General features: G+C 50.2%; 29 protein-coding genes. 16 read left to right on the forward strand and 13 right to left on the reverse strand.

The genetic code is table 11. The annotated features are described in order from the left end of the window. Positions 1-234: 234 nt before the first annotated feature. From KNP71_RS14810 to KNP71_RS14855, 10 genes are all read left to right on the forward strand, one after another. Positions 235-669: a hypothetical protein gene (locus KNP71_RS14810; RefSeq protein ID WP_051627722.1), complete on the forward strand. Its 435-nt coding sequence runs from the start codon at positions 235-237 to the stop codon at positions 667-669. A 92-nt stretch (positions 670-761) separates the two neighbouring features. Further along, positions 762-1445 carry a hypothetical protein gene (locus tag KNP71_RS14815; RefSeq protein WP_131472747.1) on the forward strand — a complete coding sequence of 228 codons (684 nt, stop codon included), beginning with the start codon at positions 762-764 and terminating at the stop codon, positions 1443-1445. 71 nt (positions 1446-1516) lie between these two features. Then, positions 1517-2293 (forward strand): hypothetical protein, encoded by a 777-nt coding sequence (locus tag KNP71_RS14820; RefSeq protein ID WP_131472745.1) that lies wholly within the window; start codon positions 1517-1519, stop codon positions 2291-2293. Between the two features lie 284 nt (positions 2294-2577). After that, positions 2578-3225 (forward strand): DUF2750 domain-containing protein, encoded by a 648-nt coding sequence (locus KNP71_RS14825; protein ID WP_131472743.1) that lies wholly within the window; start codon positions 2578-2580, stop codon positions 3223-3225. A gap of 144 nt (positions 3226-3369) precedes the next feature. Beyond that, complete coding sequence (locus KNP71_RS14830; RefSeq protein WP_214797470.1) at positions 3370-4131, forward strand: hypothetical protein; 762 nt, start codon at positions 3370-3372, stop codon at positions 4129-4131. 25 nt (positions 4132-4156) lie between these two features. After that, a complete protein-coding gene (locus tag KNP71_RS14835) occupies positions 4157-4666 on the forward strand; it encodes a GNAT family N-acetyltransferase (RefSeq protein WP_214827461.1) in 510 nt (169 codons plus the stop codon). Positions 4667-4709: 43 nt separating this feature from the next. Further along, the gene (locus tag KNP71_RS14840) at positions 4710-5192 is read left to right on the forward strand and encodes an SRPBCC family protein (RefSeq protein ID WP_034777574.1); all 483 of its coding nucleotides are present in this window, start codon (positions 4710-4712) and stop codon (positions 5190-5192) included. A 6-nt stretch (positions 5193-5198) separates the two neighbouring features. Further along, entirely contained in the window at positions 5199-5675 is a 477-nt protein-coding gene (locus tag KNP71_RS14845) for a GNAT family N-acetyltransferase (RefSeq protein WP_214716207.1), read from the forward strand. A gap of 19 nt (positions 5676-5694) precedes the next feature. Beyond that, positions 5695-6675, forward strand: coding sequence for a Gfo/Idh/MocA family protein (locus KNP71_RS14850; RefSeq protein WP_214797472.1), 981 nt, complete (start codon positions 5695-5697; stop codon positions 6673-6675). Between the two features lie 60 nt (positions 6676-6735). Next, a complete protein-coding gene (locus KNP71_RS14855) occupies positions 6736-7101 on the forward strand; it encodes a hypothetical protein (protein WP_214797473.1) in 366 nt (121 codons plus the stop codon). On the opposite strand, the gene KNP71_RS14860 is transcribed toward KNP71_RS14855, so the two are convergent. The 4 genes from KNP71_RS14860 to KNP71_RS14875 all read right to left on the reverse strand — a co-directional run bounded on the left by KNP71_RS14860 (position 7095) and on the right by KNP71_RS14875 (position 9853). Next, positions 7095-7640 carry a P-loop NTPase family protein gene (locus tag KNP71_RS14860; RefSeq protein WP_214797474.1) on the reverse strand — a complete coding sequence of 182 codons (546 nt, stop codon included), beginning with the start codon at positions 7638-7640 and terminating at the stop codon, positions 7095-7097. The genes KNP71_RS14855 and KNP71_RS14860 overlap by 7 nt on opposite strands. A 66-nt stretch (positions 7641-7706) precedes the next feature. Continuing rightward, positions 7707-8525: an SDR family NAD(P)-dependent oxidoreductase gene (locus KNP71_RS14865; protein ID WP_214797475.1), complete on the reverse strand. Its 819-nt coding sequence runs from the start codon at positions 8523-8525 to the stop codon at positions 7707-7709. A gap of 67 nt (positions 8526-8592) precedes the next feature. After that, complete coding sequence (locus tag KNP71_RS14870) at positions 8593-9141, reverse strand: AAA family ATPase (protein ID WP_483299264.1); 549 nt, start codon at positions 9139-9141, stop codon at positions 8593-8595. 79 nt (positions 9142-9220) lie between these two features. Next, complete coding sequence (locus KNP71_RS14875; RefSeq protein ID WP_251128658.1) at positions 9221-9853, reverse strand: class I SAM-dependent methyltransferase; 633 nt, start codon at positions 9851-9853, stop codon at positions 9221-9223. A 316-nt stretch (positions 9854-10169) separates the two neighbouring features. Between KNP71_RS14875 and KNP71_RS14880 the strand changes: the two genes are divergently transcribed. Next, the gene (locus tag KNP71_RS14880) at positions 10170-10736 is read left to right on the forward strand and encodes a histidine phosphatase family protein (protein ID WP_214797477.1); all 567 of its coding nucleotides are present in this window, start codon (positions 10170-10172) and stop codon (positions 10734-10736) included. A gap of 160 nt (positions 10737-10896) precedes the next feature. Here KNP71_RS14880 and KNP71_RS14885 read toward each other — a convergent pair whose 3' ends face one another. Together KNP71_RS14885 and KNP71_RS14890 are read right to left on the reverse strand one after the other, a co-directional pair. After that, positions 10897-14277 carry a dynamin family protein gene (locus KNP71_RS14885; protein WP_214797478.1) on the reverse strand — a complete coding sequence of 1127 codons (3381 nt, stop codon included), beginning with the start codon at positions 14275-14277 and terminating at the stop codon, positions 10897-10899. A gap of 17 nt (positions 14278-14294) precedes the next feature. Further along, a complete protein-coding gene (locus tag KNP71_RS14890) occupies positions 14295-14915 on the reverse strand; it encodes an NAD(P)-dependent oxidoreductase (protein WP_211779474.1) in 621 nt (206 codons plus the stop codon). Between the two features lie 172 nt (positions 14916-15087). On the opposite strand from KNP71_RS14890, the gene KNP71_RS14895 reads away from it, so the two are divergent. Continuing rightward, entirely contained in the window at positions 15088-16179 is a 1092-nt protein-coding gene (locus tag KNP71_RS14895) for an FUSC family protein (RefSeq protein WP_114166163.1), read from the forward strand. Positions 16180-16222: 43 nt separating this feature from the next. Here KNP71_RS14895 and KNP71_RS14900 read toward each other — a convergent pair whose 3' ends face one another. Genes KNP71_RS14900 through KNP71_RS14910 form a run of 3 tightly spaced genes read right to left on the reverse strand, consistent with a single transcriptional unit; the run spans position 16223 to position 18902 of the window. Next, positions 16223-17269 (reverse strand): DUF58 domain-containing protein, encoded by a 1047-nt coding sequence (locus KNP71_RS14900; protein WP_131472725.1) that lies wholly within the window; start codon positions 17267-17269, stop codon positions 16223-16225. Positions 17270-17274: 5 nt separating this feature from the next. Beyond that, complete coding sequence (locus tag KNP71_RS14905) at positions 17275-18201, reverse strand: AAA family ATPase (protein ID WP_131472723.1); 927 nt, start codon at positions 18199-18201, stop codon at positions 17275-17277. Beyond that, positions 18201-18902, reverse strand: coding sequence for a hypothetical protein (locus KNP71_RS14910; RefSeq protein ID WP_131472721.1), 702 nt, complete (start codon positions 18900-18902; stop codon positions 18201-18203). The genes KNP71_RS14905 and KNP71_RS14910 overlap by 1 nt, the downstream gene beginning before the upstream one ends. A 188-nt stretch (positions 18903-19090) precedes the next feature. Here KNP71_RS14910 and KNP71_RS14915 point away from each other — a divergent pair, with 188 nt between their 5' ends. The 3 genes from KNP71_RS14915 (at position 19091) to KNP71_RS14925 (ending at position 21847) form a co-directional block, all read left to right on the forward strand. Then, complete coding sequence (locus tag KNP71_RS14915; RefSeq protein ID WP_131472719.1) at positions 19091-19762, forward strand: WGR domain-containing protein; 672 nt, start codon at positions 19091-19093, stop codon at positions 19760-19762. Positions 19763-19835: 73 nt separating this feature from the next. Beyond that, complete coding sequence (locus KNP71_RS14920; protein WP_214797479.1) at positions 19836-20345, forward strand: PH domain-containing protein; 510 nt, start codon at positions 19836-19838, stop codon at positions 20343-20345. After that, on the forward strand, positions 20342-21847 hold the full coding sequence (locus KNP71_RS14925; protein WP_214756619.1) for a PH domain-containing protein: 1506 nt from the start codon (positions 20342-20344) through the stop codon (positions 21845-21847). Before KNP71_RS14920 ends, KNP71_RS14925 begins: the two co-directional genes overlap by 4 nt. Before the next feature lie 142 nt (positions 21848-21989). Here the strand turns inward: KNP71_RS14925 and KNP71_RS14930 are convergent, their stop codons facing one another. The 4 genes from KNP71_RS14930 to KNP71_RS15950 form a co-directional block, all read right to left on the reverse strand. Further along, positions 21990-23132, reverse strand: coding sequence for a sensor histidine kinase (locus KNP71_RS14930; protein ID WP_251132827.1), 1143 nt, complete (start codon positions 23130-23132; stop codon positions 21990-21992). Continuing rightward, positions 23122-23802, reverse strand: coding sequence for a response regulator transcription factor (locus KNP71_RS14935; RefSeq protein WP_021067428.1), 681 nt, complete (start codon positions 23800-23802; stop codon positions 23122-23124). The genes KNP71_RS14930 and KNP71_RS14935 overlap by 11 nt, the downstream gene beginning before the upstream one ends. A 20-nt stretch (positions 23803-23822) precedes the next feature. Continuing rightward, a complete protein-coding gene (locus KNP71_RS14940; RefSeq protein ID WP_214830993.1) occupies positions 23823-24383 on the reverse strand; it encodes a VanZ family protein in 561 nt (186 codons plus the stop codon). A gap of 369 nt (positions 24384-24752) precedes the next feature. Further along, positions 24753-24875 carry a hypothetical protein gene (locus tag KNP71_RS15950; RefSeq protein ID WP_255417482.1) on the reverse strand — a complete coding sequence of 41 codons (123 nt, stop codon included), beginning with the start codon at positions 24873-24875 and terminating at the stop codon, positions 24753-24755. Positions 24876-25161: 286 nt separating this feature from the next. Between KNP71_RS15950 and KNP71_RS14945 the strand changes: the two genes are divergently transcribed. Further along, complete coding sequence (locus KNP71_RS14945) at positions 25162-26424, forward strand: NCS2 family permease (RefSeq protein WP_214830995.1); 1263 nt, start codon at positions 25162-25164, stop codon at positions 26422-26424. Positions 26425-26532 lie beyond the last annotated feature (108 nt).

The following is a 26532-nucleotide window of genomic DNA, read 5'->3' on the forward strand; positions in this document are numbered from 1 at the left end:
TATCAAACGCCGTGGTTATGGCTACCGAAACCTCGAACGTTTCTTTTTGAGATTACGCTTCGAGCTTGGTCGTTAAAATAGCAACCACGTGTTATGGTGATGAGCCAATGATTATAGCGTGTGATAGTTGCGGAAACAAATCGAGGATTCTTCGTTCCATCGCGCTAGGTTTTAAACGGAAATGAATGAAAAAAAGAGCGTTGATGAATCATCAAGGAAGGGGCAAGCGTTCAAATGAGCCTGAAAAAACAACTACACAAGGCGATCCTCTCAAATGACCGAGCGACCGTTCAACGTCTAGTGAAGCCGCTCGCTCACGAAGTGGTGTTAGATACATTTCTTGAAGTTGCGTTTGATACGGATGATTTAGCGGTCTACGAAATCGTATGCGATCAGATTCAAGTTGAGCAGACTGCGGATTGGGAAGAGGCTGCGTCGCTTCTCATGAGCCAACCGTTCTGTCACCATCCTCATGCCTATGAACGGGCCTACGAACATGCGAAACGTGCTGTCGTGCTTGATTCTAGTCGCATAGATCTAAAGGAATACTTGCTCTTTTTCAATGCGATTCCCGACAAATTAATGACGGATGATGAAGCGAACGAATTAGCGACCGAGATTCTAAAGCTGCGGCCAACAAGTCAGGTCGCTAAGATGCATCTTCTGTAAAACGATGACTAGAGTCGTGCTGAATGATTATTCCAAGTGGAAACGTCCAATGATACAATGTGATGTAAGTCATCCCTAGAGGAGGCGACAACATGCGTTGGATGATTCGGCTTGGTTTGACCGCAGTGCTGACAGTAGGAACGGTCTTTATTGGACTTCGTCTCATCAGCTTGTTGATGGAATGGTGGTATGAGCCTCCGACCTCGGGGTTAAAGTTGCGACCGACACCGGCAGAATCTGAGTATTTGATGGAGTCGTCCGAAGGAAAGATGAGGATACCGAAAGAAGAAGAACAGTCTCGTCTGAAACTGGACTATTTGGATTATACGATTGATTCTGTGACTACCGTCATCGAACGAGGCGATGGCCTCTTCTATTGGGTGTTGATACTAGCCTGTGTATTGCTTAGCGTACTGATTTTTGCCGCTAACATTCGTTTTCAGCACCGCAAGCGAGCTGACGAAACAGCTTCGTTCACGACGCGGACGTTCTCGCGTCATTCAGTCCCGAGCTCGATGACGAGTGTCGAAGAACCGGCTTGGACCGGTGTGACGATTCGAGACGCGCTCATCACGTTCAATCAGGCGTTACCGCCGGCGAAGAAATGGTTGCCGACAGAAACGGTTTTAGAGTGGGCACGGCGCATCGAATTGACGGACATCGATTTCAAGCCATATTTGGAAGAGCGCTATGGAATGACAGATTCGGTGACACCGAAAGAAGTTGACCGCTTCCGCAGAAGGCTCGAGCAGTATCAAGACCGTCTAGCTCGTTGAGTAAACGTATAAACGATTCATCGTGTTCGATTGAACAACAAGATAGCAGTGAATATGGGAGGTGAAACTGGATGGAGCTACAAGTTGAGACGTTATTTAAAATGGATAGGCTTAGCATAATTGATGCCGATTTATCAGGTGGTGAAGTGATTGTTCTGGTGGATCAGGATGGCCAGGTCGTCTATTGGAATGAGCGAATGATACGACTGCCGTTTCATTTGAGTTCGCCATTCATCCGTCTACTTGATTCAGAAACGTTTCTCGTCGTCGATGTGACGCACGAAGGTACACCCGGCAACGCCTGGGTTATCGATGGGCGAGGGTCGATACTTCATTCGTTCCATGCGGGCAACGCCATCGGAGCTGTCGCCGTCAACGACACGGGGATTTGGATCGGCTATGCCGATGAAGGGGTGTTCGGGGAAGGGATATCCACCGAGGCACTCGTCTGTTTCTCGAGGACAGGGGAAGTGTTACAACGCTATCAGTCAGATTTTGTACGTCCGCCGACCATTGTCGACTGCGAATTGTTGCAAGCAAATCAAACCGGGGTATGGTTCTGTCCGTCGATTTGGTATGACTTGATTCATGTTGATTTAACCGGTCGACTCAACAAGTATAAGACGCCGAAGCGACTTCACGACAGTTCGGCGCTGACGATTCAAGGACAGGTCGGCTACTTCGTAAAAGACGGGTTGTTGTACAAGTGGCCGTTCGGTGCACGCAAACGCCCTGACGTTGTAGCTGAGTTTTCGGGAACTGCTAGAGGGTTAGGGGAGGGTGAACGGTTCCACTTCATTCAAATCGGTGATTATGAAGTGAGCGGCGTTCAGCTCGTTAACGAGTGATGACGCATATAGGTAGTCGTTGAATCGACTAAGAAGTTACAACTTACAACCGAATGATTTCTCGTGACGATGGACCTTGTCTATAGGTCCTTTTTTACGTTTTACAAACGTTTGGCGCAACAGAATCGTGATCATTATTGAATCAACTTGTCGGAATCAATTCCCTCTTTTTTGTAAATTCAGTATACTCATGTTATTGATGTTAGAAAGAAGGCGATGAGATGAGGCTTGATACGAATCTTTCAGGAATTTCGGTCGAAACGATTGAACAGGTAGAGTAACAAGTGGGGTCACGCTTCCCGGACGGCTTACGTGACGCATGGGGTCATGAGAACAAGTTCGAACTTGGGGATTGGTTCTTTTATCCGATCAAGGACGAGCGGTTTTTCAATAAGACATGGGATGACGTCATTCGAGCCAACGAATTGAAACAAGAGGAGTTACCGCATGGGTTCGTGACGCTTGCGACGAACGGATCCGGTGATGAGCTCGGTTTTTTGAAAGACGACCGGGAGACGATTTACGCCTGGTGGCACGAGATAAATGACCTCGAGGTGGCGGCGCATTCGTTTGAGGCGTTCGTCGAAGTGACGCAGGCGGAAAGCGACGTGCTCGAGACATTTTGCGAACGAGTCGAGAAGAATGGACTCGTCTTCGGATTATCTGCGGAGCAAGACGAGGGGTGGGCGTACGCACCATCGCACGTCGAAGACACAGACGTCCTGTTATTCTTTTCGTCACGAGAGCTTGCGCTCGCGTGCCGGGTTAAAGAATGGGCCGACTATCATGTGATCGAGTTGCCGGTCGAGCTATTCCTTGAACGCTGGTTGCCGAACATGTCGGATGATGAGCTGCTGTGCGGCCTCGATTGGTCGAGCGAGCTGGTAGGGTTGGAATATGACCCAGAAACCATTCTAGAGTATTTTGAATAATTTTATTTCAAATACCGCATGTGATATCTTTTTTAAAAAAATATAGCAACGAATATGATAAATTCTTTTTCTAAAAACGCAATCATATCGACAGAATTACTAGCGCTCATCGTGGAAAGCGACGTGGGAGAGGAGAACACATCTTTGAATGATTATAACGTAGGGAATATCTTTGAGCTGTATTCAGGCAACGAGACCCTCTCGGTGGAGCAACAGGCGATGATGGATCCCATCGACGCCTACGTTGAGGCAAACCAGTTCAAACAGCTTGAACATTACCTTCAACAAACCCGAGGCATCGAGCAGATGTTGATTGATCATGTGATGATGGACCCGACCGATAACAGCCGATGGGACATGCTCATCGGGTATGAGTTGATTGATACCATCGAAGATTTTGCCCGGGTGAATAGCTTCGGTCTCACTGCCTATACGTTTCATCCGAATGACCCGTTCTATTTCGCGCTCGCCTTATATTGGACGGGTTGGAATGACTTTGTCATCACAGACGAACACGTCGCCTTAGCAGAGTCGCTCATCGAACAAGGGCCAGAAGAAGTGAGCGGCTTGCTTTGTATTGCGTTGGCGAAGAGAGACATCGATCATTTCGATTATACATATGTTCAACGAGCGATTGAACGATGCCCGTGGGCCGTCGAACCATATATGCGTCTCGGCGAACATCGCTTGCGAGCCCATCCAGCAGAAGGAAAGATGCTTCTACAGCAAGGGCTTGACCGGGTGAAGTATACGTGGGGATTCGATCAAAAGGGGCGCTGGTTCAACACGGGATCGCAGTATTTTAATCCGACCACGTGGCGACAAGACACAATCGCTGAGCTGCTCGGTCTAAGCATGGACCACGACGAGTATAAAAAATACGAGCGGATCATCAATAAAAGATAGTCACCCTAAAGAACGGAGCATTGGAATGAACACAATCGCATTAGCCAAACCATCAGATTTAACTGCAATCGAACGACTGTATCTCGCTTGTAAAGACGATTTGCTCACCCGACAGATTTTTCAATGGGACGACACGTATCCGAACCGCGCCTATTTTGAGGAATGTATCAAAGACGATTCTGTCTATATCATGAAACACGGTGAGGAGTTGCTCGGAGTCGTTGTACTCGATCAATGGCAGTCGCACGAATGGGAGGCGATCGACTGGCGTCACGACCATCCGCTCGTCATCCATTCCTTGATGGTGCACCCGGAGCGGCAAGGTCAAGGCATCGGAAAAGCCATGTTGCATGCCTCGGAACAGTTGGCGAAAGCGGAAGGTTACACCAGCATCCGGCTCGACAGCTTCTCAGAGAATGAGGCAGCCTGCAGCTTTTACAAACGACACGGCTACGTGGAACGTGGAAGCGTCCATTTCGATTCGAAACCGAAAGGGCATGAACGGTATGTCTGTTTTGAAAAAGAACTTGTCTAACGTAATGAAAAAAAGAATGTCGATCGATGAAGGAGGATTTGATGTGAAACAACTCGAAGTGGCTACATATACGATGACAATCGACGCACCGATTGACCACACGTTCGCTTGTCTCGCAGAAGACGAACATATCATCAAATGGAACGACCATTTGATCGAAAATATTTATGAGGACGGTGACGCCTCACTCGTGACGGGAAAACGGTTCATCTCGGTCCAACAGTTCGAGAAAAAAGAGATTCGGGTCGAATCCGAGTTGACCCATGTCAATCGTCCTCACGAATGCGAGGTGCAGGCGGTGACGAATCAAGGGGTGTCGATTGCGACGTATACGTTGAGCGAGACAACGGACGGGACGGATGTGACGATTCGGATTTCACTCATCCCTTCATCCTGGCTATATGCCCTATATGTGAAGGCGTTCAAATGGGCGATTCGCCTGATTTACGATGAACAGTTTAAACAGTTCCGCATCTACACCGAGGCGAGTGCATCAAAACCGTCACTTGCCCGAGAGGCGGAGTGATTTGCGATGATTGAACCGATTACCTCCTCGACGCGTGACGCGGTCCGTGCATTCTTTATCGATGCCTGGGGCACACCTGAGATGGTGATCTCGACCGGGACGTATGATTGCGCCACGCTTGACGGGTTTGTCTGGTCGGAAACGAACGTCATCATCGGCCTCGTCACGTATGTCATTCGGGAAGACGAGATTGAGATCATCTCGCTCGACAGCCTCCAGGAGAAGCGTGGCATCGGCTCGGCGCTCCTCGATGAAGTGGAGAGAGTGGCCAAGCAACATCAGCTCGAACGGCTGTCGCTCATCACGACGAACGACAATCTGGGAGCGCTCGCATTTTACCAACGCCGAGGCTGGCGCTTCGCACGGATCATCCCGGGTGCGGTCGATGCGGCCAGGCTACATAAACCGTCGATTCCCGTCATTGGGGAGCACCGTATCCCGCTCCATGACGAAATCATGCTTATCAAAGTCATCACAACTTAAAGAAAAGAGGGATTTTCCTATGATTCGATTCGGTATCATCGGCACGAACTTTATCACCCGTTCTTTCATTGAAGCGACCCATGAAGTCGAAGGCGCATCCGTGTCCGCCGTCTATTCCCGGACAGACGAGCGCGCGAAAACGTTCGCTGAAGAATTTGATATTCCACATACGTTCACCTCGCTCGAGGAGATGGCGTCCAGTGAGTTGATTGATGCGGTATATATCGCGAGCCCGAACTCGCTCCACGCCGAGCAGAGCCTGCTCTTCATCCGCCACGGCAAGCACGTCCTCTGTGAGAAACCGTTCGCCTCGAACGTCGAGGAAGTCAGACAGATGCTTGAGACGGCGCGCGAACATGACGTCGTCTTGCTCGAAGCGCTCCGCAACCTGTTCATGCCGAACTTCGATGTGTTGCGTCAAGAACTCCATCGCGTCGGACCGGTCCGGCGTGTCATCTTGAACAAGTCGCAATACTCGTCACGCTATGACTTGTATAAGCGCGGGGACAACCCGAACACGTTCAATCCAGCCTTCTCGAACGGTTCACTGATGGACCTAGGCGTCTATTGCCTCGGTCCGGCCTTGAAGCTGTTCGGTCGACCGGACGGCGTGCAAGCGAACGCGGTCAAGCTCGAGTCAGGTGTCGACGGAAGTGGTTCGGCCATCTTGTCGTATGACGGGATGGACATCATCGTGCTCCACTCGAAGATCCATGGCACGGACGCACCGACCGAGATTATCGGGGAAGCGGGGCGCATCGTGATTGACGATATCGGTTCGATCGACCGCTTGACATTCGTTGGCCGCGACGGGACGACCGTCGAACTCGGCTTAGAACAGGAGAGCCATATGACGTACGAGATTCAAACGTTCGTGAACATGATTGAAGCAGGGGAGCGGGAGACCGAGATCCATTCGTTTGCCGATATGCTCACACTCGCGGACGTCATGACTGATATCCGGCAGCGCATCGACGTGCGGTATCCGGCTGACGCATAACAAAGAGCCTCGAGCATGTGCCCGAGGCTCTTATTCTGAATAGAGGGGAAGGATTTAACAATGAACGTTCAAGAAATTTTAGCGGAATTTGAAAAGATATATTATTGGGACTCTCGTGTGCTCGGGTGTGAGTGTCGGTACTATGGAGATGAAGTGTTAATCAAAATCGAAGAAGAAAATGAGAGTTATCATCATCAAATCGAATTTTTAGGGTGTATTAAAGTCGACATCTCTGCTCCTTTGAACGACCGGGTGGCACCCATCAAAGAATTAACTAGATTACAGCTACCTTACTTTATGCACGATATCGCTGTCTCGAGTTACATGTTGGATGGGACCGAGGTATTCGTATGTAATCTGTTGTTCCCTCCCGCAAGCGCTGAAATTCATTTCACCAAAATCAGATTCGGGAAGGAATATCATTGATGCTGATCCTGTTTTAACACATCCATGATCATTGCGATCCGTTCCTCTGTCGAGTGGTCGCCTTCGATCCTTAGGATGGGACAAGCCAGTTCAGCAAGCCATTGTTCATGCAACGTCTTGCTTCTCACTTCCGTCCCGGCATGGTCGTAAAGGGCGGCCCATCTCAAAAACGCTTGCGATTGCTCGTATAGACTGCCGCCAGCTAGTGCCGCTGCTCCATAGCGCTTGAACTCCCGTTGTTGCAATCTGGCCAAACGAACATCGGGCGGAATCCATAAAAAGATAACCAAATCCAAATAGGGCATGAAGCAGTCGCCCCAACCGACAAGCGACCCTGACAGAATCCACTGTTCAGAGTGGAACAACTCTTCCTTGAGCATTTCGCGTCGTTCAGGGACGGGTCTCGGTTCGGTGAATTTGGTGATCCAGAAATAGTCATCTGTATCGAGATGAGTATGCGGCAGCACGTTCGCTAACGCGTCGCCAAGTGTTGACGTCCCGGAGCCGGAAGCGCCTACTATATGAATGTGGTGTTTCATTCCTTTTCCTCCCTTCTATACAGACATCATAAAAATATTTGAAGCCATGACTACGTATGTTACTGTTCAGAACGGTGAAGGACGAGACCCGTCGATATCTGTGAAGCCATAGTGCTCGGACAGCGCCGCGACAGTGAGGGTTTGACCGCTATAAAGATTTTTGTCCAAATCGTTCGCGAGCGCGACGACGGCACGACCGACGTAGGCTGTCGTCTCTGTCGTCCCGTCCTCTGGTTTGAAGCCGGCGTCGAGGACACGTTCCGTCCGCATCCAGCCGGGGCTCAAGGCGACAACCGAAATCTTCAGGTTCAGGGCTTCGAACTCCTTGGCCATCACATAAGTCATCCGATTGATGGTGTTCATGGCCAAATCATAATACAGATTGCTGGCGACTCCGCTTTCTGTGAACGAAGTGATGTTGATGACGACGGCCTGTTCACTTGCTTGAAGGAGCGGGACGGCGTGTCGAATTGTTGAGAGATAAGCCTTTGGTCCTGCGACCATCATCGCATCCCAATGCTCGTTCGGTCTCTCCCAAAAATGTCGTCCTTGTCCCCGAGGCACCGAATCTTCTGAACCGCCGAAGATGCTATTCACTAATAGATCGATTCGACCATGTTCTGATTTGATTCGAGCGTAAAGGCGTTCAAGTTCTTGTTCATCTGTATGATCGCATGGGACAGCGATGCCAGTCCCTCCACGTGACGTGACGGCAGAGGCCGTATCTTCAATCGTCTCCGGTCGACCGTCCGTTCGTTTCGAACCAGAACTTCTTCCCGTCACATAAACGGTCGCGCCGGCGTTCCCGAGTTCCAAGGCAATGCCTCTCCCGGCGCCACGCGAAGCACCGGCGACGAGCGCGACTTTTCCTTTCAATGGATACATGTTTAGTCCTCCCAGAATACGTATCGAATCATCAGATTCAATGGATGTATGTATTCAACCAAAAAACTTATGGTTTTAAATAGATTTCCTGAATATCGGTAATAATATTTCTTTCAATCTCTTCTTTAGACAGTTCACAGGTCAATATGGATTCATTGTTCACACCTAACCAATCCTCAGCACGATACCATTTCATTAAATCCTGTTCGGTAAACTCGAGGTCGTCACCTTTTGTTCGATGTCGTTTGAAAGTCTCTTCTAAAGATAAGTCAAAATAGTAGACGAGCGCATTTCCATTAAAGGCGTCAATCAGGTTCAATATCATCTTTCCATACCGTTCTTTGATTAGGATTCCTTCGAGGATTACAATCGGACAGCGTTCCATTCCATATAACGCAATCCGTTCAATCAGCTCGATCGATGAGTTATTGTCTTTGTCACGTGTATGTAAGATATCCCTTCGAATTGCGTCTTGAGAGACGAGCATCGTTTCAGGTCCAAAGTTCTTTTGAATCTGTTTGGCGATGGTCGTCTTTCCACTACCAGAATTGCCTCGCAATATAACTAGAATCGGCTTCATCATATTCTCCTTTTTACGCGATTGGGATGTTGAAATATTAGGATTGACTGGTGAGTGAAACAATCAATGGTAGCAAACTGCGAAGCGTCCATTATGTGAATACTTCGCTCTAGGTTCAACCTATACCTTTTGCGGCCACCATCGTGAACTCCCACGGGATATTCTCATCGTTCCAACCTCGATGTTCGTCAAATCGACGGATTTGAAAGCCGACGGTGATCACCGAATTCATGATGTCGCTCAGCGTATGATGTGTCAGCAAAACATGAGGGAAGTCCTGTTGTTCGTTTTCATCAAAAAACGATTTAAACGCGATGCTCTCTTCATGCAATCCGTTATCAAAATAGACGGGCCTAAATGTAGACTCAGGACCAATGCATCTTTTGAGAGGATGATAATCACTTAAAATCATGCTTCCCCCCGGTTTTAGGATGGAATAAAGGATATCGCATAATCGCTCGAGATCATCAAAGTAATGTAGGATACCGCCCTCTAAATAAAAAAGATCGAATCGGCCTTCATATTTGATTACATCGAGGTCATAGACATCACCTAACACATAGTCGATTCTCGTCTGGGCACAGGCAGCTAATTCCAGTGCATATCTTCTGTTCTCTTCGGATACATCGAAGATGGTGACGTTCGCCCCCATCAACGACAGCGGGACGGCTTTTCTTCCGTTCGACCCGCATAGATTGGCCACATTCAGTCCATCCACGTCATGAAAAAATTCTTGGTGCTTTTTCAAGCTGGCTCGTGGGTCTTTTAAAATTTCTTTTGCCTTGCCTGCTGGCGTGCCATCGCGCTTTTGCCAAAATTCATAGGCATGGTATTCCCAAGCGGTTTTTATTGGTTTCCGTCTGTTTATTCAAACGCATCTGTCCTATCTGTTTGTACCTGACGATCGAGTTGTATGTAACACTATGAAAAGCTGTATGGTTCGAAGCAAAATCAACAGTATTTAACAATTTAAGGGGTATACTAAAGTGGCGCTGGATAATTTTACAATAAGTTTCAGTGGAATGATAGTGAATGATGACATCCAAAGAACGGGAGACGATGACATGACGACCTTATATTTCGTAAGACATGCACACTCTACATATACAGCCGATGAGTGGACGAGACCTTTATCTGAAAGAGGGGCGGGTGACGTGCCTCACATCACAAACATATTAAGCAAAGAAGCGATCGAACTCGTCGTTTCGAGTCCATATAAACGAGCTATTCAAACCGTCCAAGGGATTGCTAACCAGCTTGGAACAGAAGTGCTACTCATGGACGATTTGCGGGAACGGATGTTGACGACAAAACCGGCGGAAGATTTCACGTTGGCGATGACGAAAGTGTGGGAAGATCCTACTTTTACATGGGAAGGCGGCGAATCGAACGTTGTCGCTCAAAAGCGGGGAGTCCGTGCGATTCAGGCACTACTCGACCAATACGAAGGAAAGCGAATCGCAATCGGTACGCACGGGAATATCATGGTATTGATGTTGAACTACTTCGATGACAAATACGGCTATACGTTCTGGAAAGAACTCGATATGCCGGACATATATAAAGTGACGTTCGATCAACATGAACTCGTGAACGTCGAAAAGCTATGGGACCGTCAAGGAGTGGTTTGAAATCCGTTCATGACGACATGAAAAAAGGATGGGGCCGGTCTCGGTCCCATCCTTGAAAGTCTACTCTCTATTCAGATACAGGTGGCGAATAAACAAGCCGAGTGCGACCGTCATGATGACGGCCGGAATCAGGCCGACGAGCAACAAAGAACCCATGCGTTCAGTCCTTTCTGAGCGCAGCGAGGCGCTGTGTCATGTCTTGGAACGATTGTCCGTCCGAGAGCACGCTCAATTCACCGGCGACGAGGTCGTTCACTTCACGGTCCCAGTCCTGGCTGAGCGTCGTCTCGAGCGCGGCAAGGTGCGTCGCCGTCCGTTCGACTTGATGACTTCCGACGCGCGCAAGCTGTTCACGCACCGCCGTCTTCAACAGGGCGCTCAAGTCGTCGCGCAACTTCGTCCGGCCATCGCCTTCGAAGAACTGGTTCGCATTCTTATAGTGCTTCAAGACTGGACGGAAAGGGGCCGCCTCGAACGTGATTGGGTCGACGGCGTCGCGGAGCCAATCGATGTCGATGTCATCTTCGAACGACAACGTCGGCAGGAGCGGACGCAGTTTGAGCGTCTCGCGCTCGATCAAGCGTTCCGTCTCCCGTTTCAAGAAGCGCTCGAGCCGATATTGGAACACTTGCAACTCTTGATGGATGTCATACGCATACTTGTCGAGTGTCCGGCTGAGGGCGCGCTCGAGGCTCGCCTTCGATCCATCGACCTCGACCGGATGGAACGTCTCTTTGACGAAGTCCGACAGCCGGAGGAGCGAGCGGGTCTCGAGGTGGGCGAGCAACTCGTCCGTCTCGCGCTTGAACGGGTCTTCGAGCGTCGTGACGTTGAGACAATTGTCAGACGTGCGCACTTGTTCGAGCTTGTCACGGCGGGCCGCCTTGACGCTCGCATCCGCTTCGGCCTCGCGGACGACGTCCTCGAACGCGGTGACGAGGGCATGTGCCTCATCTTTGATGCGGACCGCGTTCGCCTGACGCAAATCGTGGTCGACGAATTGCTCAAGCTTGGCCGAGAATCGTTCGAATCCTGCGTCCGTGCCTTGGATGGCGTTCCGGCTCGAAATCGGTAGCACCGTCGGATGACGGACACCGAGCTTCGTCAACTGGTTCGACACATAATCAGTGACGGCAAGCCGTTCCGTCTCATCGGCCGCCAAATCTGATGCGTTGACGAGGAAGAACATGTGATGGTCACCTGTCCCTTGGACCCGTCCGAGCTGGATGACGAGTTCACGGTCGGCCTCGGTGAAAGCGTGATTGTAGTACGTCACAAATAAAACAGCATCGGCGTCACGCATATAGCCGAACTGCACCTCGCTATGACGGTTGAACTGCGAGTCGGCACCCGGCGTGTCGACGAAGATGATGCCGCGCTCGGCCCAAGGGGAGTCGATGGCGAGCTCGATCTCTTTGACGATACAGCTCTTCTCTTCCTCCGTGACGAACGAGCAGAACGTGTCATAGTCGACCGTCTCCTGGCTACCGAGATAGGACAGGGGAGCGTTCTTGACGGCGTTTACGAACGGGTGGTCGAGATGGAGTGCGTCGAGTGACGCCCCGTAACCGTTCAGCTCGGCCTCGAGTTCGGCACGTGTCTTGAACGTGATCAACGCGCTCTTGTTGGCACGGCCGTTCGGCGGCACGATTTTCGTGATCGACGCCGTCAGTGGGTTCGGTGACGTCGGGAGCACCGTCTCACCGAGCAACGCGTTCAACGTCGACGATTTGCCGGACGAGAACGCCCCGAAGATGGCGAGCGTGTACGTCTCGGATTCGGCCCGGGCCAATTTATGACGGAGCGATTTGACGCGTGACTTGAATAACGGATGGTTCTCCAATATTTCACATACCGCATATTCATACGAAAAATCAAACGACAAAGCGGTGATATCATCCACCAAAAGCGAGGTCGAAGCAACTTCTTGTTGCTGATGTTCGACTTGTTTCTGCGGCAATTGGTCGGCCGTGACGTAGTGACGGGTCTCAAGGTCCGTCATACGCGAATCGGTGAGGTCACGTGTCGTGTAATTGATAAGCTCGTCTCGCTGTTCGGCCAGCTGACGTTGTAGCGCCAACGTATCGAGCATGTCATACAACTCATCTTGCTCGGTCTCGATGGCATGGATTCGGTCTTTACCTTCGGCCTCAAGATACGTTTCGACGGACGTGACCCACGGTTCGGACACTTTCGTCACCCAAGAGGCGAGAGCCGACTCGATGTCGCGGCTGAATTGAAGCACCGTGTCACCGCTGAGCGATGCGCCGGACTTCACTTGGTCACTGATGAGCGCGCTCGGTGCAGTCGGTAACGTATCCGGACGGGACAAAATCGCCTCGGGCAGTTTCAAATCACGGACGATGTCTTCGGCGTACTTGATCAAGTGGGGGCGAAGGTTCGTATCAATCAACCGGTTGAATTCCTTGACGGCGATGTCTTCACGACGGAGGTGTTCCTGTCGTGTCTTCTCTTTTGAGAAGAACAGGCCGACTTTGAACTCCGGTGCACAACTCTCGAGATAGTCCCGCAATAGTTCGCGGAACTCGTAGTTCATGATTGGCGCGCTCGCGACAATCGGTGTCTGGTGTTTGAAGAACTCGCGGCGGAACGCGGTGAGCCATATCGATTTTTTGTCGAGACGTTGCAGGCGGGCTTGAATCTCCGTCGGCTGCTTCTCGATGACCGGCAACTCGTTCAGGAGCGCGTCGTGCGCACCAGTGGACCGGGCGAGCAACGTGTCAACGAGCAAGTCGGCGCGCGCTTCCGCATGTTCCCGCGCGGCGTCGATGACGGTTTGGACGTACGTCCGGAGGCGTTCGACCTCATTTTCCGGGTGATCGAGCTCACGGAGCGAGATGTAGAACATATCGTCCGGATTGATCGCATGACGGGTGAAGGCGGTCTCGAGCGAGCGTTTGAACGTGCTGAATGGAAGCTCTCCTTCATCGTGCTTATCGATTTGGTTGATGATGATCGAGTAGGGACGCCCTTCGGCACTAAACTGTTTCATCAGTTTGATGTTTTGTTCGGATTGGACGTGATTGTAGTCCATCATGAAGAACAGATGGTCGGCGAGGAAGAGCGAGCGTTCCGTCGCTTGACGGTGCCGTTCATCGGTCGAGTCGATTCCGGGCGTGTCCATGAGGACGACGTCGCTTCCGAACGGGAAGCGGGGCAGGGCGTACTCGACTTCTTTAATCTCTTCGATTTTGCAGTAGTCGCTCAAACGGTCGAGCTCATCCGGCGCGAGTCGAATCCAATCTGTATCGTTGACGGCGACGGATGCCCCGATTTCCCCATGTCGAAGCGTCACGATATTCGCACTCGTCGGAATCGGACTCGTCGGTAACACACCGTCCCCGAGCCAATTGTTGAGAAGTGTCGACTTACCGGCCGAGAAATGACCACAGACCGCGATCCAAATCTCGTTTTGTGTCACTTTTCGGAGTGCGGTCTTGGCGAGACGAGCCGACTCGGTCTCAGTTTGTGTGTCAAATACGTCGGTCAATTGCGCGAGGCGCATGCGTTGTTCGTTCATAAATCCCCATCCCCTACTTATGATTCCGTCGTGATGCCGACGCGATGTCTACGATATGATTTGTTTTCCCAGGCTTGAATGACGAGATCTGCTACATCGTCACGCGAGATTGGTCCCGAGTTCTGTGTCCCGAGCACGTCAGCTGTGATGACGATGTTCCCGACGGACGCGTCTTCAATCAATTGGGTCGGGCAGACGATTGTATAATCGAGCGTTGATGCATCGAGCAGTTCATATGCCCGGGCGTGATCCTCGGCCGCGGTCGTCATCGAACGTTTCGACTCACGGGTCTCGAAACGATAGTTGTCAGAATCATGTGCCTGCAAGATGCCGGCCGTCCCGACCGTCAAGATGCGCGTGACCCCGGCTGCTTGCATCGCTGAGATGATGAACGGCGTGAAGCGGGACAAGACGTCCTGCTTATCCGTACCGAGCGCCGACATGACGACGTCGGCCGATTTCACCGTTTCTGCGATGGCATCCGCATCGGTCGCATCACCAATGATGACCGTGAGACGATCCCTCGGTTCGACCTCGCGACGTGACAACAGTCGGACGTCGTGGCCGTCTTTTAACAAACGTTCAAGCAACCGCATCCCCGTGCGGCCGCTCCCTCCAAATAAAGCAATGGTTGACAAGTAAACCCCTCCCAATCAAGATTAAAGAAAATATCCAACGCCATCATACCACGGAAGCGCTATCGAAACAGGAGACAACGGCTTGAAGTTGTGAGGTTTCAGGGCAGGGTAAGTGGGATACAAAAAGTTAAGACGTGTATAAGGGAGGAAGACACTTCGTTGTCGACACCGCATGAGATTTGGAGCTAGAACCATCAAGACCGGGATATCCGTCGCCTTGGTATTGCTCATCGCCGAGGCATTTCAATTTCAACAGATTGTCGTACCGGCACTCGCGGCTTCGCTCGCATTATTGCCGTCCGTTTATCAGACGGGTGTCCGGCTATTAGAAGAACTAAAAGGGAACTTGATCGGGGCTTTGCTCGCCGTCTTCTCATTAATGTTGACGCCGAACCCGACCCCAATCGCCATCGGAGTCGTCATCATCATCGCCATCTCGATCCTTCTCTTTTTGAACCTCGAGTCGACGACCCGGACCGTCATCTTGACGACGATTCTGATTATGGAAGGGGCGAGCCAGTCGGACATGCCCGTCTGGATGTTCGCCGGTGAACGTTATTTGCTCATCATGATGGGGATCACCGTGGCGCTTGTCGTCAATGCGCTCTTGTTCCCGCCGCGCTATGAGCGGAAGCTTGAGGACGAGATCGCGACCGTCTCCCAAATGGCCGTCCGCATCGCGCGACTGTTCTCGGAAACAGAGGGAGGACGCTCGTCATTTGAGTCACTCGATGAGACGAAAAAGAAACATCGAGCCTCAAAGACGACGTACGACTTCTTTGAAGAAGAGATTAAAGCCAACCGCTGGCTCGAGAAGAAGACGCCGATTTATCGCCGGGCCGTCTTGAAGTCGAAGATGATCGATACGAACAGTGCAGCTATCCACGTGCTCGACAAGCTGCATGACGATTTTCTGACGCTCGAACATCTACCGCCCCAGCTCGAGGACGAACTGATGCGTCATATGCGGCACTTGCTCAGACGGCATGAGCGTCTATTCTCGGCTTATGAATTAGAGAACGAGCACATCATCGACCGGGAAGAGGACTTGATTCACGAGAACTTCGACTTCGCGAAGTTGATGATTGAGAAGATGCGGGATGAAGAGGAAGACCTCATCCTTACCGTCGTCCCGCTCGTCGCGACGATGACGGATTGGGTCAAGGCGATGAATGAGCTCGAACGCTACCTCATCACCGAGATGAAGAAGCACGGGGACAACCTGAAAGTGGAACCGCGTAAGAAGTGGTTCTTTGAAGACTAAAAAAGGTAAAAAAATAGCATCACCTAACTGGGCTTTTAAAAAGTCAGTTAGGTGATGCTATTTTTATGAGCTGAGCTTGCTTGTTTTTTATTTTCGTCACGTAAGGCGAGAAACGGGTTGAACCCATATAGTGATCTTGCTCCGATAGACTAGAGAGTAAAGCGAGGATGTTTTTAAGCTGCTTCGCCCCTTCTTGGATGCTCAAGTGATTGACATGTCCCTTTTGATCTAATCGGTTCACAAATAGCTCGACCTTCCCGCCGCTTTCAATCAATTCCCGACTGACCAATGCCGTATCCTCTATCAATTCTTCGAACTGATGATGAAGGCCGATCCCGTTCGAAGCTGACAAATCGAGGTACACCGTGAACATGTCTTGATTGACCGGCTGGTACAGTTTCGTTTGCAAAGTCGATTTTTTCGCCGTCGCATACCAGTCGATTTGTCTAGACGGTTCATCCTCATAGGGTTTCGAGGAGATTTGTAGTAACCGATCCTTAATTGGAGAATATTTAGAGACGCGCTCACCAAGCTTCAGGTGTGAGCGGATACGCTGCGCATGAGTACTTGAAATCGATGGATAGACCGTCCAACGTAAAGGGGGAGGCAAATAGAGTGTCAGCGTCCCTAACGATAGAGGCAAGCTAATCGTGATGGAGATTTCAGCTATTTCGATGGGCCCCCTTCGATTACCTGTAAGTTCGAAGACGAAATCAGATGGCAGCTCGTCCAATTCGATGATGGATTCCGTATGCCCCTCTAAGTTCACGACGTAAGGTCCATCCTTTGGCGTACGTATATATGTTTTCGTGCTCATGTCGTTTAAGAGGTGCACGTTCGCCAGTTCAAGGGTGAACTTACAACTTTCGTTCTTGAACAGAATCGAGTCGAACTGTCTCCACGTGACGTCCATTTGTGCAGTCAGTCGTTTCGTGTAACGCTCGATATAAAGACTTGCCGCCAAAAAAACAGCGAGAACGAATGAAAGAATCGAGAGGTACGGCACGAACAACAAGATGATCATCACTGAAAATAAGACGATTTGGATTCGTTTTTCAAGCAAAAAAAATACATTGGTCGTGATGTTCATCGGAGTCACATGCCCATCTCGACCGGGACCGGGACGGTCGACAAGATTTCTTCCATGACCATGGCCTTCGAGGACTTGATCTCGCCCTCGAGCGTCAGTGTCAACCGATGAGCGAAAACGTATGGGGCCAAGAACTTGATGTCCTCTGGTGTGACATAGTCACGATTTTGGATATAGGCATAGCTTTGAGCGGCTTTCGAGAGCGCGATCGTCGCACGTGGACTGATCCCCGTCTGAACGTTCCGGTGACTACGTGACGCGGTCGCGATCGAGACGATATAGCGTAACACGTCTCTCGAGATGTGGATTTTCATGGCATCGGCTCGATATTGCAGGAGTTGCTCGAAATCGACATTCGCCAATACCGCCTTACGGGTCTCGGTGACGGATTCCTCCAGCAATTGAAGTTCGAATTCTTCGGTCGGATACCCTGTATGTAGACACATCATGAACCGGTCAAGCTGCGCATCAGGCAAAGAGAAGGTGCCAGATGATTCAATCGGGTTTTGCGTCGCGATGACGAAGAATGGGGTAGGAAGTTGATAGGTCTTGCCCCCGACCGTCACCTGTCGTTCTTCCATCGCTTCGAGCAATGCGGACTGGGTACGTGGGACGGCCCGGTTGATTTCATCGATGAGCACGATGTTGGCGAAGATCGGGCCTTGCTTGTTTTCAAACTCTTGCGTCTTTAGATTGAAAAAATCTGAACCGACAATATCTGACGGTAATAAGTCGGCTGTGAACTGAATTCTTGAAAAGTCGCCGTGGAAACTCGTCGCTAACGTCTTGGCCAACATCGTTTTCCCGGTGCCAGGTACATCTTCTAAGAGCACATGTCCGTTTGCCAACAGCGACGTCACACACAACTCTACTACTGTCGGGTTGCCCAAATAGACTTGGTTGATTTCCTCAATCATCGTACGAATGTTCATCAAGATTTCTCTCCTTTGTAGTGTTGTATATACTGTCTGACAGATACTTTGAAATCATGAAGTGAGCGCTCGTCGATCACGTTCAGTTCTCCATATCGCACATCGGCATAAGGTTTCACAGATTGTTCGAATCGAATGCGTGCAAACCACTCTGAGACGGTCTCGTGAGGTTTTCGTTTTTGAGTGTCGCTCAAGGTGTCATTCAACTCCACGAGTAGTTTCCCAAGCTCAGTATCAGAGGCATAGAGAAAGGTTGGTGTTGTATTGGTCACCGTGTTCATGTTGGCTCGAGATGATAATGGTCTCTCGTCAGCTGAGGACGATGTCGCTTTGCGTCGCCGTTTATCCCACCAATCGTGTACGCGCTTGTAGTTCTTGAGAAATAAAATGAGCAAGAAAGCTATAACGGCCCATTTCAGGACGTCTGAAGTATCCCCTTGGTCTTCACCAGACGTCTTTTTCTCAAACCGTTCTTTCGACAAAAGATCATACCACTTCGGTATATCATTAGTATCCTCTAGATTCTCTGTTTTATCTTTAAAGGTTGCCAATTCACCGTCGATGTACCTTGGATTTCCCGACATGTCTTGTTGGGTCGGGCGATCTACAATCATTGTATAAAGGAAAGTACCCCCGATTTTAAATAAAGCGACGATGATTAAGGTCGATATGATGAAATAATACATTTTTCTTTTCTGCATAAGCCCTCCTTCATCGATAAGTCTCTATGATAACTTAGTCTTCTTAAAGGAATTCAATGTATACTTATATATTCCTTTATAATAAAAAAATGTTAACAATTGAAAAATAATACATTTAAAAGCGAATCACCAGATTGGCTAATTCACCGTATAATGAAAACATAATAAATATTATTGGGGAGTGGCAAATGAAGGTCCATTTACTGCACACTACAAAATTTTGGAACATCCGCGTCGGCACAGACGAGTTCGTCGTCCAGTATGGAAAGCTCGGTACGGTCGGTAAAGTCCAACTAAAGTCTTTTGATACGGCAGAAGAGTGTAAGAAAGAAGCCGACAAACTCGTCCGTCAAAAACTAAAGAAAGGGTACGTTGAGGTCGAGTACGACTGGGACAACCATCTTTACTTAGATGACCCAGAGATCGGCCCGCATCCGTTGACGGCCCACCCGGCGTTTATGCAACATTTCCAGGAAGACTTTTATTTAGACTGTACGGACGAGTTCGCGCCGTTCGGGAGCGATGAAGGGGCCGACGTCCTCGACATGTTCGGAGAAGCGCTTCGAAAAGAGCAGGACTTCGATTTTCTGGAAGGGGCGTATGCCGTCCTGTCTGACTGGCTCGAGGAAGACATCTCGACGCCGGACGACTGGATGTTGAACGGAGATCGTTTCGTGTGTGACGTCGTCATCCTCGCGAGCGCGTTCGCTTCAATCAAACTGACCGGACGAATCACAGATGCGTTGAAACGTTCTGCCCATGAAGCGTTAACCACAATCGTCGAGGAAGTCGAGCCTGAGGATACGCATCGGTTTCAGCTAATCAACGAACAGCTCACCACTTTCCCCGTGTCGAAATGAAACTTTTTCAGAAAAACGGCGTATACTAAAGAGAGAGAAGGACAAACGTCCGAACGAATAGGGGGAAACACCAATGTCAGACATAGAAACAACACCGACATCATTCAGCGGCACATTGCCAATCGAGGCACGCACCGTCTTCCGACTGTCGAGCGCGATCTTTTATCTCATTGGGCTCGTCATCACAGGTGGCCTCGTCGCCGCCGCGCTTTATTTTGACTGGCCGACATGGCTGCAATATACGATGTACGCCTTACTCGCCATCGACCTCATCTATAGTGTGATTGATATTGTCGTCTTCCAAAAATGGAAGCAAGAGCGGTTCACGTATGATGTGAAACCACTCGAGATTCGCTTGCATCATGGCGTCATCACGACAAACGACGTGTTGATCCCGATGACGAAAGTACAATACGTCCACGCCCAGCAAGGCCCGCTGCTACGAAAGTACGGCTTGCAGACGATCACGATTGGAACGGCGGCCGGGTCTCACGACATTTATGCAATCGAGGAGTCGTTCGCGAAGACGCTTCGTGAACAGATTGCGATCTACGCCCGCATCGAGGAGGAGGATGTCGTATGACGGAAGCCGCCCTCACGTGGCATCGGCTGCCGAGCCGCGTTTTACTGTTACGGGTATTAGAGGTCATCAAGTCGTTCGCCATCCCACTCATTATCTTGTTCGTCTTGAACAATGACTGGGAGTCGACGTTCGGCATCATCTTGCGGGTCGGGATTCTGCTCTTTCTCGGGCTCGATGTCCTGCAGAAGTTCTTTGGCTGGCTCAACTTCCGGTATGCGCTCGATGAGAAGACGGTATACATCATCGACGGTAATTGGATCAAGAAAGAGAAGTCGCTTCCGCTCTATAAGATTCAGAGCGTCCACTCGAACAGCCCATTTTTGTACCGTTTGCTCGGCGTCGTCGAATTGACGTTCGACACGAACGCGAACAGTGACGATGCCTCGTTCAAGCTGGCCGGTGTCTTCCCGAACGAGGCGAAGCGGCTCGAGGACATTCTCGACCACGTCCGTCATCGGAAAACAGAAACTGCCTCACCGATAGAAGGAGAGGCTGAAGCAACGTCAGAACCGCTATCAATCGAAAAGCCGGCAAGTCGGTTGTTATATGCACTATCGACACGAGAAATCATTATCGCCTCGTTGACATCACTATCGGTCTTCGCGATTTTCCCTGTCGCTTCGACAATCATCTCGTCCATCGATGACTTCATCAATCTCGACGGGACGTTCGATACAATCGGCGATTGGGTCGTCCACGCGTCGATTATCGCGATTGGCCTGCTCGTCCTGACGGTCCTGATATTGTCGGTCGTCATCGGCATGGTCATCAACTTCTTGAAATACGGGAACTTCCGGCTCGAACGACGCGGGGACCGCATCCGCGTTGAGAAAGGACTGCTCAACCGTTCCGCTAAAGAGATCCCATACGAGAAGATTCAAGCGGTCCGGGTCAAAGAGACGTTCATTCGGCGCTGGTTCAACATCGTCGGTGTCGAACTCGTCGCGGCCGGGACGATGGACGAGTTGAAAGACGAATCGTCAACCATCCTCCCGTTCGTGAAACGGGAGCGGGCGATGACCGTGTTGAACGAGCACTTCGACCAGTTCGTCTGGTCTGACACGCTTCATCGCTTGCCAAAACGTTCGCTCTGGGTCAAACTGCTACGCATCAGCTGGGTCGGACTCATCGTCTCGGGTGTCGTTTTGTATTTCTTCCGCGATTACGCCTGGTGGCTCGTCCTACTGTGGGCCATCATTATCGGCGGTCGCCTATTGAGCTATATGACGACGCGCTACGCTCGCAACGGTCAGTTCATCGAGCTGCGGACAGGGGCCTTCAACGTCAGTTCATTCTTGACGGACAAGCCGCGGATCGAACAGGTCCAAGTGACACAGACGCCACTCCAACGCCGTTTCGATGTATGTAACGTCCTGTTCTCGACACGGGGTGGCTTGCTATCGAATGAGATGATCGAGGACATCCCGAAACAAGAGGCAGAAGCCATGCTGAACTGGTTCTCCCGCTATACGGTACAGGAAGATATGAAAACACCGGGCTAACGGATAGCCCGGTCAGGTGATCGACGAGCCACTCGCGTGTTGCGAGTGGCTCGTCTTTTTTAATCGGCTTGAGGGCTCGCTCCGACATAAGCTTGAAGTTGATCCTGTTTGGTGTGAATGCAAAAATCATGGCGCGTGTAGGTCACACGGGCCATGATTGTTCATGAACAGCATTGGAAGAGACTTTTGGGAGAATGATTGTGAACGTCGTTTCTCTTGGCTGACTCGTCACGTGAATCTCGCCCTCATGTAAATCGATGATGGACTTGGCGATGGCGAGACCGAGACCTGATCCGCCGGTGTAATGTGCGCGTGACTTTTCCACTCTAAAAAATCGTTCAAACACGTATGGGATGTCACGTGATGGGATGGCCTCCTCGCCGTAATTCGTCATGTTGATAAGAACCGTTTCATCCGTATCTTCAATGAACGTATCGATATACGTTCCGTCACGACCGTAACGAATCGCATTCTCGAGTATATTTTCAAACACACGGACGAGCTTCAACGCATCACCTTCAACGATGGGTCGCTTGGCTGAGGAACTGAATCGAGCTTCCATTTCAACTTCCGAGAGACGTAACGTCGACTGCATGATGAGCTGATTGAGCAATTCATCGAGACGGATCTCACTTGTTTGCAGCGCGATTCGGTCGTTTTGTAGAAATGTATAGTCAAAGATATCGTTAATCAATCCTTTCAGATGGATCGCATTCTCATGAATGACTTGGATGTAATGACGCAATTCCACCTCGTCCCGGTAACGGTCGCTGTGAATCAAGTCAAGATAACCCGTGATTGACGTGAGCGGGGAGCGTAAGTCGTGCGCGACGTTCGTCACGAGCTCGTGCTTCAAACGATCAGCTTGAACCAATTCCTGCTCCGCTTTTGCCGCACTGTCCGAGATGGCGCGAACGGTCGCCATCAACCGCTCTAGCTCTGGCGGGACCGATGGTTCAACCAAATCACGATTGGCATGGAGTTCTTCGACAAGTGAAGTCATCCGCTCAATGTGAACCTGTAAATACCGTTTACGCTCATATTGATAGATCAACACGAGACAAACGATGACCATCAGACTGTAAAACATGACGATGACACCTTCCCGGAAATACGACAATACGATGATCAGACTCTCCACAAATCGTGAAGACTCCTCAAAGTACCAGACGGCAGGCAGTAACAGAACACCGCTCAGGGTGGCGACTCCAAACGCAATCACCACATACAGCAGACGTTTCCACATCGGGATGAACGTTATGACGCGCCATATATTATGTCTCAATTTTATATCCCACTCCCCACACCGTATGAATGATGACCTCATGTGGCACAACGGCATGTAATTTCTCGCGGATGTTACTGATATGAACCATCACCGTCTGGTTCGACCCGACGCCATGCTCTTGCCAGACAGCCTCAAATATTTCTTCAGAGCTATACACCCGGCCTTTATGTTTCGCCAGTAAATACAAAATCTCAAATTCACGTGCAGTCAATCGAATCGTCTGCTCTTGCATCATGACGGTGTGGCTGGCTCGATCGATGAGGAAAGGGCCAGCTTGTACACTTGAGGACTCGCTTGGTCGGTTATAGTTTGAACGGCGCAGCAATGCTTTAATACGTGCCATCAACTCGAGCGGATTGAACGGTTTGATGATGTAGTCATCGACTCCCGTCGTCAATCCCAATATTTTATCCATATCACCCACTTTGGCACTGACCATTAAGATCGGAATTTGGCTCGTCTGGCGCACCCGCTTACAAAATTCAAGCCCATCCATCCGAGGCATCATCCAATCTAAAATGATTAAGTCAAACGATTCTTGGTTGAACAAGTCAAGCGCCATTTCCCCGTCGGTTGCCATCGTCGTGTGATACCCGTCATTTTTTACATACACATCAATCAGTTCTGCGATTTGGACATCATCATCCACTAACAAGATTTTTGTCATGCTTGAAACTCCCTCGCGAATTAAAGTTGGAAATTCTGATACAAACGTCGGAACGGGGCGTATTGGACGACGAAGCGAACGAGTAAGAACCCTAAGAGCGCCCCGAACGCATTTGCCAATAAATCATTCACATCCGTGCTTCGTCCACTGCCTAGTGTCGTGCGCACCAATAATTGAATCAGTTCAAGGATCAGACTAAACTGTAATCCTAATTTAAGTACTTCTTTTTTCGTGATCGACGGTTTCAAAAATGGAAGATAACAGCCGAACGGGAGGAACATCACGACATTCAGCACAAATGAATACACATCGATGGTCAAAATCGGAATAAAATTAATCGTTCTCCACCACGGAACTTGATTCGCATACTTTCCTAAATTGACGTCAATCGGGAAAAACACGAAGTGAAGGACGCCTAATAAGTATATCCCGAATGATAGAAGCAAAATAGTTTGTGCGGCTTTTACATGTTTCTTGCGAAACGACCAGACGAGTAACGTGATGAGTCCGAGGATGGCGAGTGGGATGAGAACGACTCCTGATTCGATTGTGAACATAACTGAATAATTCTGATTATACATGGGAATAAACCTCCTAAGAATTTGAACTGTCTTCAGTGTAGATGGCAGATTTAAAGAATTCTTAAAGGAGTCATAAATGAAATCTAAAAAAGGCAAAGCGCTTTGCTCTGCCTCGAACTGTTGAACAATCAATCAAGAAGCTTGCTCTCGGATCGATGTCTGGCGCCCAGATATCATTCGTCACGTCAACTTCACCGTTTTCGTGTTTCTGTTACTGAAAAATGGGAACAAGTATGGTATGATGCAAGTAGAAAGAGACCGGTGCTGGACACACCGGCCTCTGGCGTACAGGTTACCACTTTAAGAGTGGCCCAGCCGCCACAATGGTTAGTGAATCAGAAAGTGACCCATCTCATTGCGCCGAGGGGGTCATTTTTTTGTGCGTTCAGACGTTGCACGATCGGATGTTTGGTGTAACACCAAGTGAACGATAATCGGAGCGAGGATCGGGACGATCACATAATCGCCGACCCAGGTCCATAGTTGTTCCATCCGCACCACCGCCTTCCTCCATTGTGGACTTGGCGGCTGACCCCACTATTGCTGCGTTAACCTGCCTCTTCATTATAGCAGATTCTTGTCAGAAAAGATGCTAAAAACAGGAACGTTTGTTCTTATTTTAGAAATTGAACCTTTCGTCCGAATGGGTCTCATGACTAGGTCCAAAGATGGATTTGAACCAATAATGGCTTGTATGTCAGAGGTCAGACAGGATATAATCAATCTCGTGTGTATAACCACATGGGTGGGTGAGGGTGCCAATAAAGGATTGATTCCTATGGCAAAACAAACAGAATGGAAAACAGAAACATACGGGGGCGTGCTGAACTTTCTGGCGACAGCATACATCCCGGCCGTTCACGCGGCAATCTTGACACAAGCCGGACTCCCGTTCGAGGGAGCGCTCGTCGGAGCGATTTTGACAAGCATCATCGGAACGTTCATCGCAGGGCTGTTCAACTTGCCGCTGCTCCTGTTACCAGGGATGGGCATCAACGCGCTGTTCACGTACACGCTCGTCCTGCAGATGGGGCTGAGCTGGCAAGGCGCGCTCGCTGTCTCGTTCGTCTCAGGGGCGCTCGTCGTCCTGTTGACAGTAACGAAAGTGGCGAGGAAACTGGCAAACGCTTTTCCGCCGATCATTCATGACGGATTGACGGTCGGACTCGGCCTGTTCCTTATCTTGATCGGACTCGAGGCGGCGGGGATCGTCTCGGGCGGTGGCGGGGCACTGCTTCATATCGGAGACCTCGGGGAACGGCCGGTACAGGTCGCGTTCCTGTCGCTCTTCGTGGCCATCCTTCTCTTTTTGAAGATGGGACCGAGCAGTTTCCTATGGACGATTGCGTTCGGGGTCGGTTTGAGCGCCGTCATGGGCACGCTCGACTGGACTGGTGAGTTCGCGCTCACACCATTCTTCGAGTCGTTCGGCACCGTGTTCGGCAACGTCTCGTTCGCCGAGTCGGCGTCACCGATCTTCCTAGTCGCCGTCGGCGTATTGACGCTCGTCTTGCTGATCGAGAACATCAGCCTGATCCAGAATCAGACGCGCGCCATCAGCAAGGATGCGGACGCACCGAAAGGGCTCGTCGCCCAAGGCTTGTCGACGATGGCCGGTGCCATGTTCGGCTCGAGCCCGACCGTCTCGACGGTCGAAGTCGCGGCCGGCATCTCGGTCGGCGCTAGGGGCGGCATCGCCTCGTTCGTCACATCAGGCCTGTACGTCGTCTCGCTCTTGTTGTTGCCGCTGTTCGCGATCATTCCGGTGACGGCAATTGCGCCTGTGTTGATCATCATCGGCATGATGATGTTCCAGAACGTGAAGCATCTCCCGCTCGACAATTGGGAGCATGCCTTCCCGGCGATTCTCGTCATCATCATGATTCCGTTCACGTATTCCATCGTCGATGGCATCGGGCTCGGATTCATCGCCTACACGATGATTGTCTTGTTCAAGAAGGGCTATCGATCGCTCAGTCCGGTCGTCGGTGTCTTGACCGTATTGTTCTTGGTTTTCTTTTCTTTACCAGTCTGGCTATAAGATAGGGCGGTGCCGTGTATAATCTGTACCCCATGTAAAGGACATTAATAAAAAAACTTATGCTGCTTCAAGGAGATGATTCCTGTACTGTACGGGAGTCATCTTTTT

The sequence above is a fragment of the Exiguobacterium sp. s56 genome, assembly GCF_018618255.1.
Taxonomy (GTDB): Bacteria; Bacillota; Bacilli; order Exiguobacteriales; family Exiguobacteriaceae; genus Exiguobacterium; species Exiguobacterium chiriqhucha.